16 protein-coding genes are annotated in these 15,540 nt (G+C 63.1%); 13 read left to right on the forward strand and 3 right to left on the reverse strand.

Annotated elements, in window-relative coordinates; genetic code table 11:
- Positions 1-188: 188 nt before the first annotated feature.
- Complete coding sequence (locus tag NKH97_RS02630) at positions 189-488, forward strand: TFIIB-type zinc ribbon-containing protein (RefSeq protein ID WP_023808853.1); 300 nt, start codon at positions 189-191, stop codon at positions 486-488.
- Positions 489-556: 68 nt separating this feature from the next.
- Complete coding sequence (locus NKH97_RS02635; protein ID WP_023808854.1) at positions 557-1,543, forward strand: Tim44 domain-containing protein; 987 nt, start codon at positions 557-559, stop codon at positions 1,541-1,543.
- A 41-nt stretch (positions 1,544-1,584) separates the two neighbouring features.
- On the opposite strand, the gene NKH97_RS02640 is transcribed toward NKH97_RS02635, so the two are convergent.
- Complete coding sequence (locus NKH97_RS02640; RefSeq protein ID WP_352722187.1) at positions 1,585-2,685, reverse strand: lactonase family protein; 1,101 nt, start codon at positions 2,683-2,685, stop codon at positions 1,585-1,587.
- A 199-nt stretch (positions 2,686-2,884) separates the two neighbouring features.
- Here NKH97_RS02640 and NKH97_RS02645 point away from each other — a divergent pair, with 199 nt between their 5' ends.
- From NKH97_RS02645 to NKH97_RS02680, 8 genes are all read left to right on the forward strand, one after another.
- Positions 2,885-3,436: a MaoC family dehydratase gene (locus NKH97_RS02645; RefSeq protein WP_023808855.1), complete on the forward strand. Its 552-nt coding sequence runs from the start codon at positions 2,885-2,887 to the stop codon at positions 3,434-3,436.
- A 1-nt stretch (position 3,437) separates the two neighbouring features.
- On the forward strand, positions 3,438-4,598 hold the full coding sequence (locus tag NKH97_RS02650) for a CaiB/BaiF CoA transferase family protein (RefSeq protein ID WP_023808856.1): 1,161 nt from the start codon (positions 3,438-3,440) through the stop codon (positions 4,596-4,598).
- Positions 4,595-5,764, forward strand: coding sequence for an extracellular solute-binding protein (locus tag NKH97_RS02655; protein ID WP_023808857.1), 1,170 nt, complete (start codon positions 4,595-4,597; stop codon positions 5,762-5,764). The genes NKH97_RS02650 and NKH97_RS02655 overlap by 4 nt, the downstream gene beginning before the upstream one ends.
- 26 nt (positions 5,765-5,790) lie before the next feature.
- A complete protein-coding gene (locus NKH97_RS02660; protein ID WP_023808858.1) occupies positions 5,791-6,978 on the forward strand; it encodes an ABC transporter substrate-binding protein in 1,188 nt (395 codons plus the stop codon).
- 66 nt (positions 6,979-7,044) lie between these two features.
- Complete coding sequence (locus tag NKH97_RS02665) at positions 7,045-7,782, forward strand: ATP-binding cassette domain-containing protein (RefSeq protein WP_352440084.1); 738 nt, start codon at positions 7,045-7,047, stop codon at positions 7,780-7,782.
- The gene (locus tag NKH97_RS02670; protein ID WP_023808860.1) at positions 7,775-8,533 is read left to right on the forward strand and encodes an ATP-binding cassette domain-containing protein; all 759 of its coding nucleotides are present in this window, start codon (positions 7,775-7,777) and stop codon (positions 8,531-8,533) included. Before NKH97_RS02665 ends, NKH97_RS02670 begins: the two co-directional genes overlap by 8 nt.
- The gene (locus NKH97_RS02675) at positions 8,530-9,480 is read left to right on the forward strand and encodes an ABC transporter permease (protein WP_023808861.1); all 951 of its coding nucleotides are present in this window, start codon (positions 8,530-8,532) and stop codon (positions 9,478-9,480) included. Before NKH97_RS02670 ends, NKH97_RS02675 begins: the two co-directional genes overlap by 4 nt.
- Position 9,481: 1 nt before the next feature.
- Positions 9,482-10,453 carry an ABC transporter permease gene (locus NKH97_RS02680; protein WP_023808862.1) on the forward strand — a complete coding sequence of 324 codons (972 nt, stop codon included), beginning with the start codon at positions 9,482-9,484 and terminating at the stop codon, positions 10,451-10,453.
- Positions 10,454-10,462: 9 nt separating this feature from the next.
- Here NKH97_RS02680 and NKH97_RS02685 read toward each other — a convergent pair whose 3' ends face one another.
- Together NKH97_RS02685 and NKH97_RS02690 are read right to left on the reverse strand one after the other, a co-directional pair.
- Positions 10,463-11,302 (reverse strand): amidohydrolase family protein, encoded by an 840-nt coding sequence (locus NKH97_RS02685; protein ID WP_352609312.1) that lies wholly within the window; start codon positions 11,300-11,302, stop codon positions 10,463-10,465.
- 65 nt (positions 11,303-11,367) lie between these two features.
- A complete protein-coding gene (locus tag NKH97_RS02690; RefSeq protein ID WP_023808863.1) occupies positions 11,368-12,153 on the reverse strand; it encodes an IclR family transcriptional regulator in 786 nt (261 codons plus the stop codon).
- A 169-nt stretch (positions 12,154-12,322) separates the two neighbouring features.
- Here NKH97_RS02690 and NKH97_RS02695 point away from each other — a divergent pair, with 169 nt between their 5' ends.
- The 3 genes from NKH97_RS02695 to NKH97_RS02705 all read left to right on the forward strand — a co-directional run bounded on the left by NKH97_RS02695 (position 12,323) and on the right by NKH97_RS02705 (position 15,539).
- On the forward strand, positions 12,323-13,642 hold the full coding sequence (locus NKH97_RS02695; RefSeq protein WP_352795284.1) for an ABC transporter substrate-binding protein: 1,320 nt from the start codon (positions 12,323-12,325) through the stop codon (positions 13,640-13,642).
- Between the two features lie 134 nt (positions 13,643-13,776).
- Entirely contained in the window at positions 13,777-14,673 is an 897-nt protein-coding gene (locus tag NKH97_RS02700) for a carbohydrate ABC transporter permease (RefSeq protein WP_023808865.1), read from the forward strand.
- Positions 14,673-15,539, forward strand: coding sequence for a carbohydrate ABC transporter permease (locus tag NKH97_RS02705; RefSeq protein ID WP_023808866.1), 867 nt, complete (start codon positions 14,673-14,675; stop codon positions 15,537-15,539). The genes NKH97_RS02700 and NKH97_RS02705 overlap by 1 nt, the downstream gene beginning before the upstream one ends.
- Position 15,540 lies beyond the last annotated feature (1 nt).

A 15,540-nucleotide genomic window follows, 5' to 3' on the forward strand; every position in this document is an offset into this window, starting at 1 on the left:
TTGACAAACAAATCGTTCCTGGGGGCGATATCGCTCTTGAAGGCGCCGAGTTGCATTCCTAACTGTCTCACGCGGGCCGGGCCCCTCTGACTATCGCTTTTGGCGATCGTGATGTCGGACCGCTTTAACGGGCCCCTTTCCATGTTTTCGGTCAAGCGGGCTCAATCTTTTTCGGTTTGGAGCCCCGTATGACATCTTCTCTTCTTGGCATGACTTGCCCCTCCTGCCGCGTTGCGCTCGTGATGAGCGAACGCCAGGGTATCGAAATCGACTACTGTCCGCAGTGCCGCGGCGTCTGGCTTGATCGGGGAGAACTCGACAAAATCATCGAGCGTTCCGGCAGGGAAGCGGCGCCCGCGCCGCAGCCACAGCCGGCAGCATTCTCCCAGCCGCAACACGGCCAGGGCCGCGACGACGATTATTCCCGCTCCCACGGCCACCGCTATCCGAAGCGGAAGAAATCATTTTTCGAAGAGTTGTTCGATTGACCGCATGACGCCGGCACCCGGCGGCGGCTGAAAACTTCCGAAACCGCAGAGACAAAGGTTCATCTCCGATGACTTCCCGTACAAGCCGATTTGCAGCCCTCTTTGCAGGACTGTTCCTGGCGTTTTCGATGGTTGCGATAGACCATGCCGAGGCGCGCCGCGGCGGCAGTTTCGGCAGTCGTGGCATGCGCACGTTCCAATCGGCACCGCCGACCAGGACCGCACCGGCCCCGACCGCTCCAGTCGAGCGTTCGATGACGCCCAACACCGGTGCGAACAACGCGGCCCAGCAGCCGCAGGCCGGCCCGCAGAGGCCCGGCTTCATGAGCGGTTTCGGTGGAACGATGATGCGCGGCCTGCTGCTCGGCGGCCTGATCGGCCTGCTCGTCGGCCAAGGCTTCGGCGGCCTGGCCGGCATGTTCGGTTTCCTGCTTCAGGCCCTGCTCATCGGTGGCACGATCATGCTGGCTATCCGCTTCTTCCGCTCGCAATCGGCGCGTGGTCCTGCGCCAGCGCTCGCCGGTGTCGGCAATGCCCAGGCTTCGAGATTTGAGAACCGCGCAACGGCAGGGCAGCAGACTGCAGGCTCCTTCACAATTCCTGGCTTTGGCGGTGTTTCGGGCGGAAGCTCTCCGGCCATCGGTTCTGATGAGATCACGCTGGCTCAGACCGACCTCGACGCATTCCAGCAGCTGTTGACCGATGTCCAGGAAGCATTCGGGCGCGAAGACCATGCCGCTCTGCGCCGGGCTGTTACCCCCGAAATGGTGTCCTATCTGTCGGAAGAGCTGGCCGACAATGCCCAGAAAGGTCTCAGGAACGAGGTAACGGACGTCACGTTGCTGCAGGCCGACGTCGCTGAAAGCTGGCGTGAGGATGACCGCGACTACGCCACGGCCGCATTGCGCTACGAGTCTCGTGACGTGACGCGCGAACGGGCCAGCGGCAAGGTCGTCGCGGGCGACGATGATCATCCGACAGAGACGACCGAGCTGTGGACATTCGTGCGTGAGAATGGCTCGAACTGGAAGCTCTCGGCAATACAACAGGCTTGAGCCCAGGGCGATTTTGTCCAGGGCTTCACAGTTGTGGGCGTTCAGCGCACGATCTTGATGCACATCGGCGTGCCGATCTCGATGGCGCGCCCGGTGTCGCTGAGCATGCCGGTCTCGGCGTCGCGAGCGAAAATCGAGATGCGGTCGGCATTCTGGTTAGCCGAGAACAGATGGCCGCCTGAAGGCGTCAGCGCCAGGTTGCGCGGCGTCGCACCGCCGCAAGGGACATAGCCGACGAGGGCCAGCGAACCTGTCTGCTGATCGACCGCCATGATGACGACGCTGTCGTGGCCACGGTTGGAGCCGTAGACAAAACGGCCATCCGGCGAAATCTGGATATCGGCGCAATGGTTGCTGTCGCGCGCCTCGGCCGGCACCGCCGGCTTTGCGTCGATGATGGACAGCTTGCCTGATGCCTCGTCCAGCGCCATCGAGACAATTGTCGAATCCAGCTCGTTCATGACAAAGACGAAGCGTCCGTTCGGATGCAACGCAAGATGGCGCGGGCCGGCGCCCGGCGGCAGAGCGGATTCAGCGAGCTTGCTGAGCTCGCCATCTCGCCCGATGCGGTAGGACACCAGCCGGTCGATGCCGAGGTCGGCGACGATAGCCATGCCACCACCGGCAATGGTTTCGGTGACGCTGTGGGCATGCGAGCGTTCCTGCCGCGCCGCATTCGGGCCGGTGCCGGAATGCGATACGCTGGCCAGCGGCGCCGACAGCGCGCCGTCCTTTTCGAAACCATAAACCGCCACGGCACAATCCGGACCGCCCTCGCCCATGCCATAGTTGGCGACCAGCAGCCTCGTCCCGTCGCGGGTGATGGTGTTGTGGGCGGTGATGCTGCCGAGCGACGGCTGCTTGTTCAGATAAATGAGCGTACCAGAAGCTCGATCGAAGCTGTAGGCGGAGACGGTGCCCTCGCGCCAGGTGAAGACTTCCGAATTGGCATAGATGTGCGAGCCGTCTGGCGTCACCGACAGGAATGTCGGATTGTCGACATCGTTGGTCTCGGCCAGTTTTCGTGTTTCCAGCGTCGTCTCGTCAAAGCTGTAGACGCCGAGACCGACGCCCCGAGCGCCCTGAAAATACGGCGCCTCGCGGTTCAGGCTGCCGACAAAGACCAGACAATCCTTGCGCATGATTTCCTCCCCTGCCCGCCTGCGCTTCGGCGCGCGGGAGCAGCCAAAATTTCGCCTGTTCACGCTTGCAACGCAACCCCATATGTGAAAATACTATTTACAAAAGAAGATTGACGGGAGGAGACGTCTTGCATTTCGACGCCTTGATGCGTTTTCCGGCAGCTGTGACGTGCCCCATACAAGGCTGGCGGTGCCGGCCATGAACGATTTCGCGCCCACCGTCGGTGTCGCCTCGACGCATCCCAAGAACATGCCTGGGGATCACGCCGCGCTGCCGGTGTGGAACGCCGAAAACTGGTTCTATGAGGATTGGCCGGTCGGGCAGAAGATCCGCTCGTTGCGACGGACCATGGCCGAAGGCGATAGCCATTTGTTCAACACGCTGGTGCTCGACATCCACCCCTATGTGCAGGACCAGATATTTGCCGAGAGCGAAGGCGTTTTCGGCAAGCGGCTGATCGCCGGCGCCTTTGTCTTCTCGGCTGGCCTCGGCCTGGTCGCCACCAATTGCGTCAACGCCTTTTCCTATGGCTACGACAAGCTCCGTTTCATAAAGCCTGTCTTCATTGGCGACACGATCTATTCGATCCGCTCCAACCTCGACAAGAAGCCCCGCTACAAGGAGATGGGGCTGATCCGCGCCAGCTATGAGGTTTTCAAGGGCGAAGGCGAGCTCGTTCTCTATTGCGAGCATCTGCAGACGGTGAAGTACCGCAACCCGGCCGACTTCGTCGGCAAGACGGAGAAATAGCATGCCGGCAGCAGCCGAATTGCCGCTCGCCGGTCTCGTCGTCGTCGACATGAGCCAGTTCCTGTCGGGCCCGTACTGCTCACTCAGGCTGCTCGATCTCGGCGCCCGCGTGATCAAGATCGAGCGTCCGGATGGCGGCGACCTGTCGCGCCGGCTCTATCTCAGCGACACCGAGATCGGCGGCGATTCCACCATCTTCCACGCCATCAACCGGGCCAAGGAAAGTCTTGCCATCGACCTCAAGAACGAGGCCGATCTCGAAGCGTTGCGCGGCCTCCTGGCCAGGGCTGACGTGCTGATCCAGAATTTCCGGCCGGGCGTCATCGAACGGCTCGGCCTGGACTATGAAGCGGTCCGCAAGATCAACCCGCGGCTGGTCTATGCTTCGATCAGCGGCTATGGCGAGGATGGGCCATGGGTCAAACGGCCCGGCCAGGATCTCTTGGCGCAGGCGCGTTCCGGCGTGATGTGGCTGAACGGCGACGAGGATCAGGGACCGGTGCCGTTCGGCCTCGCCATCGGCGACATGCTGGCTGGTGCCGCCTGTGCGCAGGGCATTCTGGCCGCACTGGTGCGGCGCGGCATCACCGGTCAGGGCAGCCATATCGAAACCAGCCTGCTGGAAGCGCTGGTCGATTTCCAGTTCGAGGTGCTGACGACGCATCTCAATGACGGCCGCCGGCTGCCCAGGCGCTCCAGCTTCCGCAGCGCGCATGCCTATCTGTCGGCGCCTTACGGTGTCTACCCGGCCAAGGACGGCTATCTCGCCATCGCTATGACGCCGATCCCCAAGCTGGCCGACCTCTTGTCGCTCAGCGAGTTGGCACCCTATCGCGACAAGCCTGCATCGTGGTTCACCGCGCGCGACGACATCAAGGCGATCATCGCGCAGCGGATCGCCACCAAAACCATCGACGAATGGCTTGATATCCTCGAGCCGGCCGACATCTGGTGCGCCAAGGTACTGACCTGGCCCGAGATGCTGGCAAGCGAGGGGTTTCAATCGCTCGATATGCTGCAGACGGTGACGCGCGAGGATGACGTCTCGATCCTCACGACGAGTTCGCCGCTCCGGGTCGATGGCATCAGGGCCAAGGTCGATCGGGCGGCGCCGCGCATCGGCGAGCACAGTGCCGCCATCCGCGCGGAGTTCGGCCTGTGAGCGTGCCCAAGCTCAAAGGCATGACCTGGAGCCATCCGCGTGGCTACGATCCGATGGTCGCCTGCTCGGCGCTGTGGCAGCAGAAGACCGGTATTGCCATCGAATGGGACAAGCGCTCGCTGCAGGATTTCGAATCCTTCCCGGTCGAGGAACTGGCGCGCGCCTATGATCTCATCGTCATCGACCATCCGCATGTCGGCCAGATCACGGCCGAAGGCTGCCTGGAGCCGCTGGATGTCGCCGGACGCGAGGCGGAACGCACGGCCCTTGCCTCGGGCAGCGTCGGCCAGTCCTATCCGAGCTACAACTGGCAAGGACGGCAATGGGCTTTCCCGATCGATGCGGCAACCCAGGTCCAGGCATGGCGGCCGGATGCGATCGAGGCGCCACCGGCGCGCTGGAGCGAGGTGCTCGATCTCGCCCGGCAAGGCCGTGTGCTGCTGCCGCTGCGGCCGCCTCACGTGTTGATGGTGTTTTACACATTCGCAGGCAATCTCGGCCGTCCTTGCACCACCGATCCATCCCACGATCTCATCGATGTTGACGCCGGTAGCGAAGTGTTTGAAGCAATGCGCGAGATTGCAGCGCTCGTTGATCCGGCTTGCTTGGAGATGGATCCGATTGCCGTCTCGGAGCGCATGGCGGAGGCCGGTTCCAGGTTCGTCTGCGCGCCACTGATCTATGGCTATGTTTCCTATGCGACGACTGGCTTTCGGGCGAACCGGCTGGCCTTTGCCGATGTTCCGGTCATCGGTTCCGGCGGCCCGATCGGTTCGGCGCTCGGCGGCACCGGCATAGCCGTATCAGCCTTTTCCAAAGCCAGGGATGCCGCGATCAACTTTGCCTATTGGGTCTCGAGCGGCGATGTCCAGCGCGGCGCCTATGCCGCCGCCGGCGGCCAGCCCGGCCATGCAGCGGCCTGGGAAGATCAGGCCGTCAATGAAGCGACCGGCAATTTCTACCGGGACACGCGCGCGACACTGGCGGGTGCATGGGTGCGGCCGCGCCATGACGGCTACATGGCGTTCCAGCAGGCCGCGTCCGAACGCATCCTTTCCGGCATGACCTTCCGGCATCAAGCCCGACAGGTCGTTGCCGATCTCAATCGCCTGTTTCGGGAGAGTTCCCCGGTGCAGGTGTCCGGCGCTGCCGGTGGAGGAGCCTGAACCAAACCGAACGGAGGAGAACAAGAATGACAGGAATGATCCGCGGCCTGCTGGCCGCAACGGCGCTTGCCTCGCTTGCAACGGCCGCCTTTGCACAGGATGTGCAAGGCGTCATCGGTGGACTGCCGACCGAACTCAAGGCGCAGTATGACGGAGCGCCCCAGAAGGTATTGCCTTCGGCCTGGGAGAATTTCAACGCGCCGCCAAAGCCGTGGAAATGGTGCCACTCGGAATCCTACCAGGGCAACCCGTGGCGGGTCACGGTGACCAAGGAGTTGAAGCGTCTTGTCGACGGGCTGATCGCCGACGGCACCGTCTCCAGCTTCGAGGTGTCGGATTCCAACAATGATGCCAGCCAGCAGATCAACCAGATCCGCGCCTTCATCGACAAGAAATGCTCTATCATCACGTCGGTGCCGGGCTCGGCGACGGCGCTCGACGATGCCATCGACGCTGCCGCCAAGGCCGGCATTCCGTTCATCACCGCCGCCGGCTCGGTGACCAGCCCGAACGCCATCAATGTCGATTCCAACTATGCGCGCTGGGGCTATGACATGATGACGGCGATCGGCAAGGCGCAGCCGGACGGCGCCAGCATCCTTCTGGTCGAAGGCATCGCCGGCCACCCGATCGTGGTCCAGGAACGCCAGGGCGCGGACAAGGCGCTGGCGGAAAATCCGAAGCTGAAGATCTCGCGCAACGTCAACGGCAACTGGACAGCCAACGTCACCAAGACCGTGGTGCTGCAGGCGATCGCCACCAACCCGGCGCCGATCGATGCGGTGTGGACGACAGGCAGCGAAAGCCGCGTCGTCGCCGAAGCCTTCGCGGAAGCCGGCCGGCCGGCGCCATTGATCACCGGCTCGATCACCGGGGACGCGCTGGGCTACTGGAAGGCCAACCCCGACAAGTACCGCTTCGAAGGCCATGCGGTGCTGCCGCACTGGACCGCGCAAACACTGTTCCGCGTCGGCGAGCGCATGCTCGATGGCCAGAAGCCGAAGCTGAACACGCTGCTGATCCCGATCCCGCCTGTCCACACCGCCGATCTCGGTGCCTGGTACAAGGACTGCATGACGACGGATGCCGTGTCGATCTTCCCGATCCCGCCGAAAGATCCGATGCCGGAGGAATGGCTCGACGCCTATTTCTCGAACCCGGCGCCGACCAAGGGCTGGGATTATTCGAAGGTGCCCGATGCCTGTGCAAAGTGACGCCTGCTAGTCTCTCAGCAGGCCGGCTCCTTTCCGGGAGCCGGCCTGCCAGCATCGAAACGCGACATGCTTGAAATCAAAACCATATCCAAACGCTATGGCGAGACGATCGCGCTCGCGGACGCATCGATCGCGTTTCGGGCGGGAACCATCCACACCATCCTGGGCGAGAACGGTTCGGGCAAGAGCACGATGGTCAAGCTGCTGTCCGGCATCGTCCAGCCGGACAATGGCGCGATCCTGCTGCACGGCAAGCCGTTTTCGGGTGCCAAGCCCTCGGCCTTCCAGGCGCAAGGTTTTGCCACGGTGTTCCAGGAGGTGCTGATCGCGCCGGACTGCAGCGTCATCGATAACATCCTGCTCGGCCTCGACGGGCTGGTCCGGCGCGCTGTTCCCCGCAACGAGCGCCGTGACCGGGCGAAAGCCGCGCTGAAGCGCTTCGCGGTTACCGACGTCCCCCTCGACAAGCCAGCCGGCCTGCTGCCGCTTGCCGCGCAGCAATTGGTCGTTCTCGCCCGCGCGATCGTGCGCAACCCAAAGATCCTGATCCTCGACGAGGTCACCGCCGCGCTCGACTTCGCCGATCGCGAATCCGTCTTTTCCCTGATGCGCGCGCTGGCCGGCGAAGGCTGCCTGATCCTGTTCATCACCCACCGCATGGACGAGGTGATGTCGCTGTCGGATCGCATCTCGATCCTGCGCGGCGGCAGCGTCGTGCGCACCGAGGAGCGCGGCGCTTCGACGCCGGCTGAACTTCTCAAGGCGATGGCGCCACGCACGGCGGCGGAGCTGCAGCATGGCTGATCGCGCCGCCCTCGATTTTGGTGGTCTTGCCGTTCGGGACCTTGTCATCGCGCCCGGCGCCAGCCCGATCACGCAGGCAATCGCTCCGGGTGAGATCGTCGGGCTTGCCGGTCTCGATGGTCATGGCCAGGAGCTGTTTCTCAAGATGCTTGCCGGCCTGGAACCGCCCCATGGCGGCTCGATCGAACTCGGTTCATCGGATGCCTCCCGAAAGATTACCGGGTTTCGCAAGGCTGTCGCCAGCGGCATCGCCTATTTGCCGCGCGACCGACGCGCCAACGGCATTTTCCCGACACAGTCGGTGCTCGACAATTTCGCCGTCTCGACCTTGTCGCGCGACACGCGGCTCGGGCTAATCAGCCCGTCGGCACGCAAGGCGCGCTACGACTTCTATCGCGAAAAACTCTCGATAGTGGCGCCCCGGCCCGATGCGCCGATCACCACTCTTTCGGGCGGCAACCAGCAGAAGGTGCTGTTGGCGCGTGCCTTGGCGCTGGAGCCCGCGATCCTGCTCCTCAACGATCCGACGCGTGGCGTCGACGTGGCGACGCGGCATGTGCTCTACGACGTGTTTCGCGGGCTGGCGTCCGACGGCATGGGGCTCGTCATCCTATCCAGTGAAATCGAGGAGATTCTTCTCCTGTGCCAGCGCGTGCTGGTGTTCCGTGAGAATGAAGTCGCGGCCGAGATCTCTGGCGACGCGCTCACCACCGACAGCGTGATATCAGCCATGTTCGGACGTGCGGCATGAACCCTGTTGCGCGCCTCCTGTCCCTTGGGCGAAATTTCGGCTTCGCGGTGGTGCTGCTGGTCGTGCTGCTTGCGATCAATCTTATCCTCAGCCCCGGGCGGTTCCAGCCAGGTTCCTGGGGCGCGCTGGTCGGATTGGCGGCGCCCTTGATCGGTGCGGCCATTGCGTCCACGCCTGTCATCCTCGCCGGGCGTGGCGGAATCGACATCTCGGTCGGGCCATTGATGGGCTTCGTCAACGCTTTGACGATCCAGGTGCTGTTCCTCGGCACCGGCATCTCATCGCCCCCGGTGCTCGTTCCGGCTGCATTGCTCGTCGGGGCGCTGGTGGGTGCTGCGAACGGCTTTCTGGCGACAATCGTGCGCATTCAGCCGATCGTCGCGACGCTCGGCACCTATCTGATCCTCACCGGCGTGACGTTAACAATCCTGCCGGCGCCGATCGGTCCCGCACCGGCCTGGCTCAAGGCACTGTCCGGTCCGCTGTCGATGCTGCCGCTGGCGGCGATGTTCATCGTCTGGTGGCTGGTGCGGCGCACCCCTTACTACGACCAGCTTATGGCGGTGGGCAGCGACGACCGTGCCGCCTACACCGCCGGCGTCGATGTCACGCGCGTGCGCTTCATCGCCTATATCATGACCGGCATCCTTGGCGGCTGCGCCGGATTGATGCTGACCGCGCTGATCGGCTCCGCCGATCCGAACATCGGGCCAACTTACACACTGATCGCCATCGCCGCGGTAGCGCTCGGCGGCGTCAGCCTTGCAGGCGGCCGTGGTGGGGTGGCGGGTGCCGCCATCGGCGCCATCGACATCTTCCTGCTGCAAAGCGTGCTGACGACGTTCAACGTCTCGACCTTCGTGCTGCAGATCGCCTACGGCGCGATCCTGGTGCTGGCCGTGATGCTGACAGCGCTGCAGGAACGTCTTGCTATGGGGAGACGCTGACATGGTTTTGCGCCAAAACCTCTTCGCCACAACCAACGCTCGCGTCGTCGGCGCCTTCTGCGTCGCCGCCCTTCTGCATCTCGCCGGCACGATCCTCATTCCTGGCTACTCCGCGCCGTTTGCCATACGCGCCATGCTGGTGCTCGCCTCGCTGCTCGCCGTGGCCTCGATCGGGCAGACGCTGGTCGTCATCATGGGCGGCATCGACCTGTCGATCCCTTTCGTCATTGGCTTTGCCAATGTCGTGGCGGCGCAGCTTTATGGCGATGGCTGGCATTTTGTCCTGGTCTGCGGCCTCGTCGGCGTACTGGCGATCATCATCGGCGGGCTGAACGGGCTGATCTCGCGCAGCCTCGACATCCAGCCGCTCATCGTCACGCTCGGCATCGGCATGGTCGTGCAAGGGCTGGTGCTGTTGTGGACGGCGGGTTTCCCGTCAGGCTCCGCACCGCAAGCGGTATCCAGCTTCGTCTCGATCGGCGGATCGGCCGGACCGCTGCCGGTGCCGTGGCTGGTGCCGAGCCTTGTCGTGCTGGCGGCACTCGTCGTCCTGGTGCTGGAGCGAACGCCCTATGGCCGCCGGCTTTACGCGCTGGGCAGCAATCCGGGCGCGGCGCCGCTGGCGCTGATTGACCCGGTTCGCATGTGGGTCATCACCTATGCGGCAAGCGCTTTCTTCGCCGCCGTGGCAGGAGTGCTGCTGCTCGGCTTCACCGGTTCGGCCTATGGCGATGTCGGCCAGCCCTATCTGTTCCAGACCATCGCAGCCGTTGTCGTAGGAGGTGCAGCACTTGTCGGCGGCCGGGGAAGCTATCTCGGCACGATCGCCGGCGTGCTGGTGCTGACCGAGATCAACACGCTGCTGATCGGCCTCGGCTTCCAGCCCGCAGCGGTGCAGGCCGCGCTCGGCTTCGTCATCGTGCTGCTGGTTTCGCTCTATGGCCGCGAACGGCACGTCTCGACAACCATCTGAAAGGACCAGTCAGTCGAGCCGCCACAGCTTGCGGGCATTGCCGGACAACAGCCTGTCGCGCTCGGAGATGCTGCAGCCCGAGAGCAATGCATGGGTCGCCGCCACCCAGGTCGACAGACCGCCGCCTAGCGTGCAGACCGGCCAGTCGCTGCCCCAGACGACACGGTCCCAGCCGAATGAATTGATGGTGTGCTCGACGTACGGCCGCAACGTCTCAACCGTCCAGCTGCCGGCATCGGCATAGGCGACGACACCGGAGATTTTGGCCATGACATTCGGGCGCCGGGCGATGTCGCTCATATGCTCGCGCCATGGATGTTCGCTCTTGCCTTTGATGTCGGGGACGCCGCAATGGTCGAGGACGAACGTCACATCGGGTGCCAGGTCGGCAAGCACGATCGCCCTGGGGATCTGGTGCGGCAGCACGACGAGATCGAAGGTCAGGCCGGTGCCGCCAAGCCGCTTTATGCTGGCGCGAAACACCGCACCTTCCGAGAGCTCGTCGGGCACGACGTGGAGGACGCGGCGAAAGCCTTTTACGAACGGGTTTGCCCGCTGCCGTTCGAGATAGGCCGCGAAGTCCCCTTCCTCAGGACGGCAGGACGCGATCACCCCGGCCAGCATGCTGCTGGGCTGCCGTGACAGGCCTTCGACCCGAGCGGTTTCAGCCTCGATGTCGGCCGCATCGACATCGACCTCCATATGCAGCACGCGCTCGACGCCGACACGCTGCGCCTCCACGGCGTAGTCCTCATAGGAGAAATCGCGGTTGAGCGCCGGCACGCCGGCGAGCCAGGGATAGCGCAGGGCCGAGCGATCGATGAGATGCAGATGGGTATCGATGATCATGGTGAGGCTCCTCCCTCTGGCTTTTCAAATCATCTCACGGGGGAATTCTTCATTCAAATAAGAATTCACACCGATGAGCCTACTGCTGATCCAGCAAGGTGCGACAGCTTTTCACACGTTGCCAGCAACAGTTCGATCGTCCTGGTGATGTCGGGCGCGGAAGGCGCGTTGACCACCGTGATGTAGGGAATCGACAGCGCGGCGATCGCCTTGCCGTCGGAACTGCGCACCGGGGCGGACAGGTTGAAGACGCCGGCTGTCTGCATCGAGGCCATCATCTCGTAGCCACGGTCGCGGATCTGGTCGAGACGGGTGAAGAACTCGGTCGATTGCGCCGTCTTGTCGGTGCTGCGGACGTGTTCGGAAATCATCATCTGGCGCTCTTCCGGTGAGCGGAAAGCGAGCAGCACATGTCCCGAGCCGGTGTCGAACAGACTGATATGGGAGCCGACCCGGATCGATATGCCCCAGTAGTTCGGTGCTTCTTGCTGGCCGATGACGACGGCAGAACCGCGATCAAAAACAACGAGTTGGTTGGCCTGCTGCGATGTCTCGGCAAGCTCACGCATCAGCGGCGTCGCATAGGAGACCAGCCGCCGAACCGGCGCGTGCAACTGTGCCAGACCGAACAGCTTGAGCGTCAGCGAATAGCGGTCGCCGTCGAGCCTGGTGACATAGCCGCGCCGCACCAGCCGGTCGAGCATACGGTAGAATTCGTTGGGGCTGCGGTCGAGTTTCTTGGCGATTTCTGCCTGGGTCAGGCCGCCGTCGACGCCCGCCAGCAGTTCAAGGATATCGAGCCCCTTGTCGAGCGCCGGCGCGCGATAGCGCTCGTCTTCGCTGTCGTCCATGGGCTCATCCTCCAGTGAATTTCACCCTTCATATATGCAGGAACGTGCGCGGCGGAAACAAATTTCGCCTTGACGTGTCTATGAATGTTTTGTTTGTATATGAATGTAGCACTTCTTGTCATCAGACGAGTTGCGGTCGCCGCGGAGGCGGCACCAAGGGAGGATACCGATGAACAGACTGCTGTCCGGCGTGTGCGCCGGTGCATTGTTGCTCGCGCCAGGTGCGGGCGCTGCCCTTGCCGGCGACCTGCCCGGCAAGTTCGAAGGCGTGACCGTCGACGTGAAGCTGATCGGCGGCCAGCAATATGAAAAGCTCTACGAGCGCATTCCCGAATGGGAGAAGGCGACCGGCGCCAAGGTCAACATCCTGACCAAGAAGAACGGCTTCGACATCGACAAGGAGCTCAAGTCCGACATCGCCTCGGGCAGCACCAACTGGTGCGTCGGCTGGAACCATTCGTCCTTTGCGCCGCAATATACGGGCCTTTACACCGACCTCAGCAAATTGCTGCCCAAGGAAGAGATCGACGCTTTCGTGCCGTCGACGATCACGTCCGCAACCATCGACGGCAAGCTGGAGATGCTGCCGCGTGCGCAGTTCGACGTTTCGGCGCTCTACTACCAGAAGAGCCTGTACGAGAACGCCGACAACAAGACCAAGTTCAAGGCGAAGTACGGCTATGATTTGGTGCCGCCGGACACCTGGAAGGAAGTGACCGACCAGGCCCAGTTCTTCGCCAACCCACCCAATTTCTACGGCACGCAGTTCGCCGGCAAGGAAGAGGCGATCAACGGCCGCTTCTACGAGATGGTTGTCGCTGAAGGCGGCGAGTATCTCGACAAGGACGGCAAGCTGGTCTTCAATTCCGAGGCCGGCATCCGGGCGCTCGACTGGTTCGTCAACCTCTACAAGGCCAAGGCCGTACCGGCCGGAACCACCAACTATCTCTGGGACGATCTCGGCCAGGGCTTTGCGTCCGGCACCGTCGCCATCAACCTGGACTGGCCGGGCTGGGCTGGCTTCTTCAACGATCCGAAGTCGTCGAAGGTCGCCGGCAATGTCGGCGTGAAAGTCGCGCCGAAGGGCTCGTCCGGCAAACGCACCGGCTGGTCGGGTTTCCATGGCTTCTCGGTGACCGAGAATTGCCCCAACAAGGAGGCCGCGGCTTCCCTGGTGTGGTGGCTGACCAACGAAGACAGCCAGAAGCTCGAGGCCGCCGCAGGCCCGCTGCCGACCCGCACCGCGGTGTGGGACTGGGATTTGAAGCAGGCCGAAAACGATCCTTACAAGAAGGAGGTTCTTACCGCCTTCCAGGAAGAGGCCAAGCACGCGTTTGCCGTGCCGCAGACGCCTGAATGGATCGAGATCTCGAACGCCGTCTATCCCGAATTGCAGGCGGCGATCCTCGGTGACAAGACCTCCAAGCAGGCACTGGACGATGCGGCCGCCAAGGCGACGCAAATCCTCCAGGACGCCGGCAAGCTCTAGAAACGGGCTCCCAAGGCTGCCTCCCCCATCGGAAATGGGGGAGGCGATCGTGTTTCGCGGCCAGCGATTTACGCTAACCCATCGCCCCCGGGCCCACTCACGGCCGTCCAAATGCAAACACCTCAAGGATTCTGATGAAGGGCTTCAAGCCATCCGCGCCATTCCTGCTGCTGCTTCCGGCCATGATCGTGCTGGCGGCGGTTGTCGTTGTGCCGTTGCTGTTGTCCCTTTACTCCAGCTTCACGCCGTTCCGCCTGACGCGGCCCGAAACGTTCTACGTCTTCATCGGCATCCGGAACTATCTTTCGATCCTGTCCAACACTGATTTCTGGTGGGCGTTCGGTCGCACGGTGCTGCTGCTGACCATCGCGCTCAATCTCGAAATGCTGCTTGGCCTTGGGCTTGCCATGCTGGTCGAGAAAGCGACACGCGGCCAGCGCATCCTGCGCACGCTGATGATGTTTCCGATGATGTTTTCGCCGATCCTGGTCGGCTTTCAGTTCAAGTTTATGTTCAACGACAATATCGGCCTGGTGAACAATGCGCTGCAGTCGCTCGGCATCACGCAAGACGCCATACCGTGGCTGATCGAGGGCCATCTCGCCTTCATCGCCATCTCGATCGCCGAGATCTGGTCGTCGACGGCGATCTTCGCCATCCTGATCCTCGCCGGCCTGCTCGCCATGCCCAAGGAGCCGATCGAGGCGGCGCGGGTCGACGGCTGCACGCCGTGGCAGACATTCCGCTATGTGACGTGGCCGTTCGTCATGCCTTTCGCGTACATCGCCATGACCATTCGCTCGCTCGACGTCGCGCGCGCCTATGACATCGTCAAGATCATGACCGATGGCGGACCGGCGGGCCGCACCGAACTGCTATGGACCCTGGTGGCCCGCACCGCCTACAGCGACGGGCGCATGGGCATGGCCAACGCCATGGCCTATTTCTCGATCCTGCTGTCGATCGCCTTCACTGTCTACTTCTTCAACAAGCTCGCCGCGGCGCGCACGCAGATCGGTGCGGAGTGGTGATGGACGAGAATTCTTCCGCCCGCCTGAAGCGCCGGCTGCTGGGCGTCGTCTATCGCATCGGCCTGTTCCTGGCGATGCTGACCATCTGCCTGCCGGGCCTGTGGATCGTCATCTCGTCGCTGCGGCCGGCGGTCGAGATCATGGCCAAGCCACCGGTGTGGATCCCTCAGGAGATCTCGTTCGACGCTTATGTCGCCATGTTCTCAGGCATCGGCAAGGGCGGCATCCCTGTCATCGAATATTTCCGCAACTCGCTGATCATCTCGGTGACCTCGACAGTCATTGCGGTGGCCATCGGCATGGCCGGCGGCTATGCCTTCGCGCGCTACCGCTTCCGCGGCAAATCCAGCGTCTTCCTCAGCCTGATGCTGACGCGCACCGTGCCGGGCATTGCGCTCTCGCTACCGCTGTTCTTCCTCTATGTGCGGCTTGGCATCATCGACACGCATTTCGGGCTGATCCTTGCCTATGTCGCGCTCAACGTGCCGTTCACCATCTGGCTGATCGACGGCTTCTTCCGCCAGGTGCCCAAGGACCTCGCGGAGGCGGCGCAGATCGATGGCTGCACGCGCTGGCAGGCGTTCTGGCAGGTCGAGTTCCCGCTTGCCGGACCGGGCATCGCTTCGGCCGCCATCTTCGCCTTCCTGACCTGCTGGAACGAGTTCGCGCTGGCCTCGCAGCTGACCCGCTCGGTGAGCGCCAAGACGCTGCCGGTCGGCCTGCTCGATTACACGGCCGAGTTCACCATCGATTGGCGTGGCATGTGCGCGCTGGCCGTGGTGATGATCATTCCGGCGCTCACCCTCACCTACGTCGTCCAGAAACACCTTGTCGGCGGCCTGACCTCCGGCGCGGTGAAAGGCTGAT

Origin of the sequence: Mesorhizobium sp. M0870 (assembly GCF_040319775.1) — a bacterium.
Lineage (GTDB): Bacteria > Pseudomonadota > Alphaproteobacteria > Rhizobiales > Rhizobiaceae > Mesorhizobium.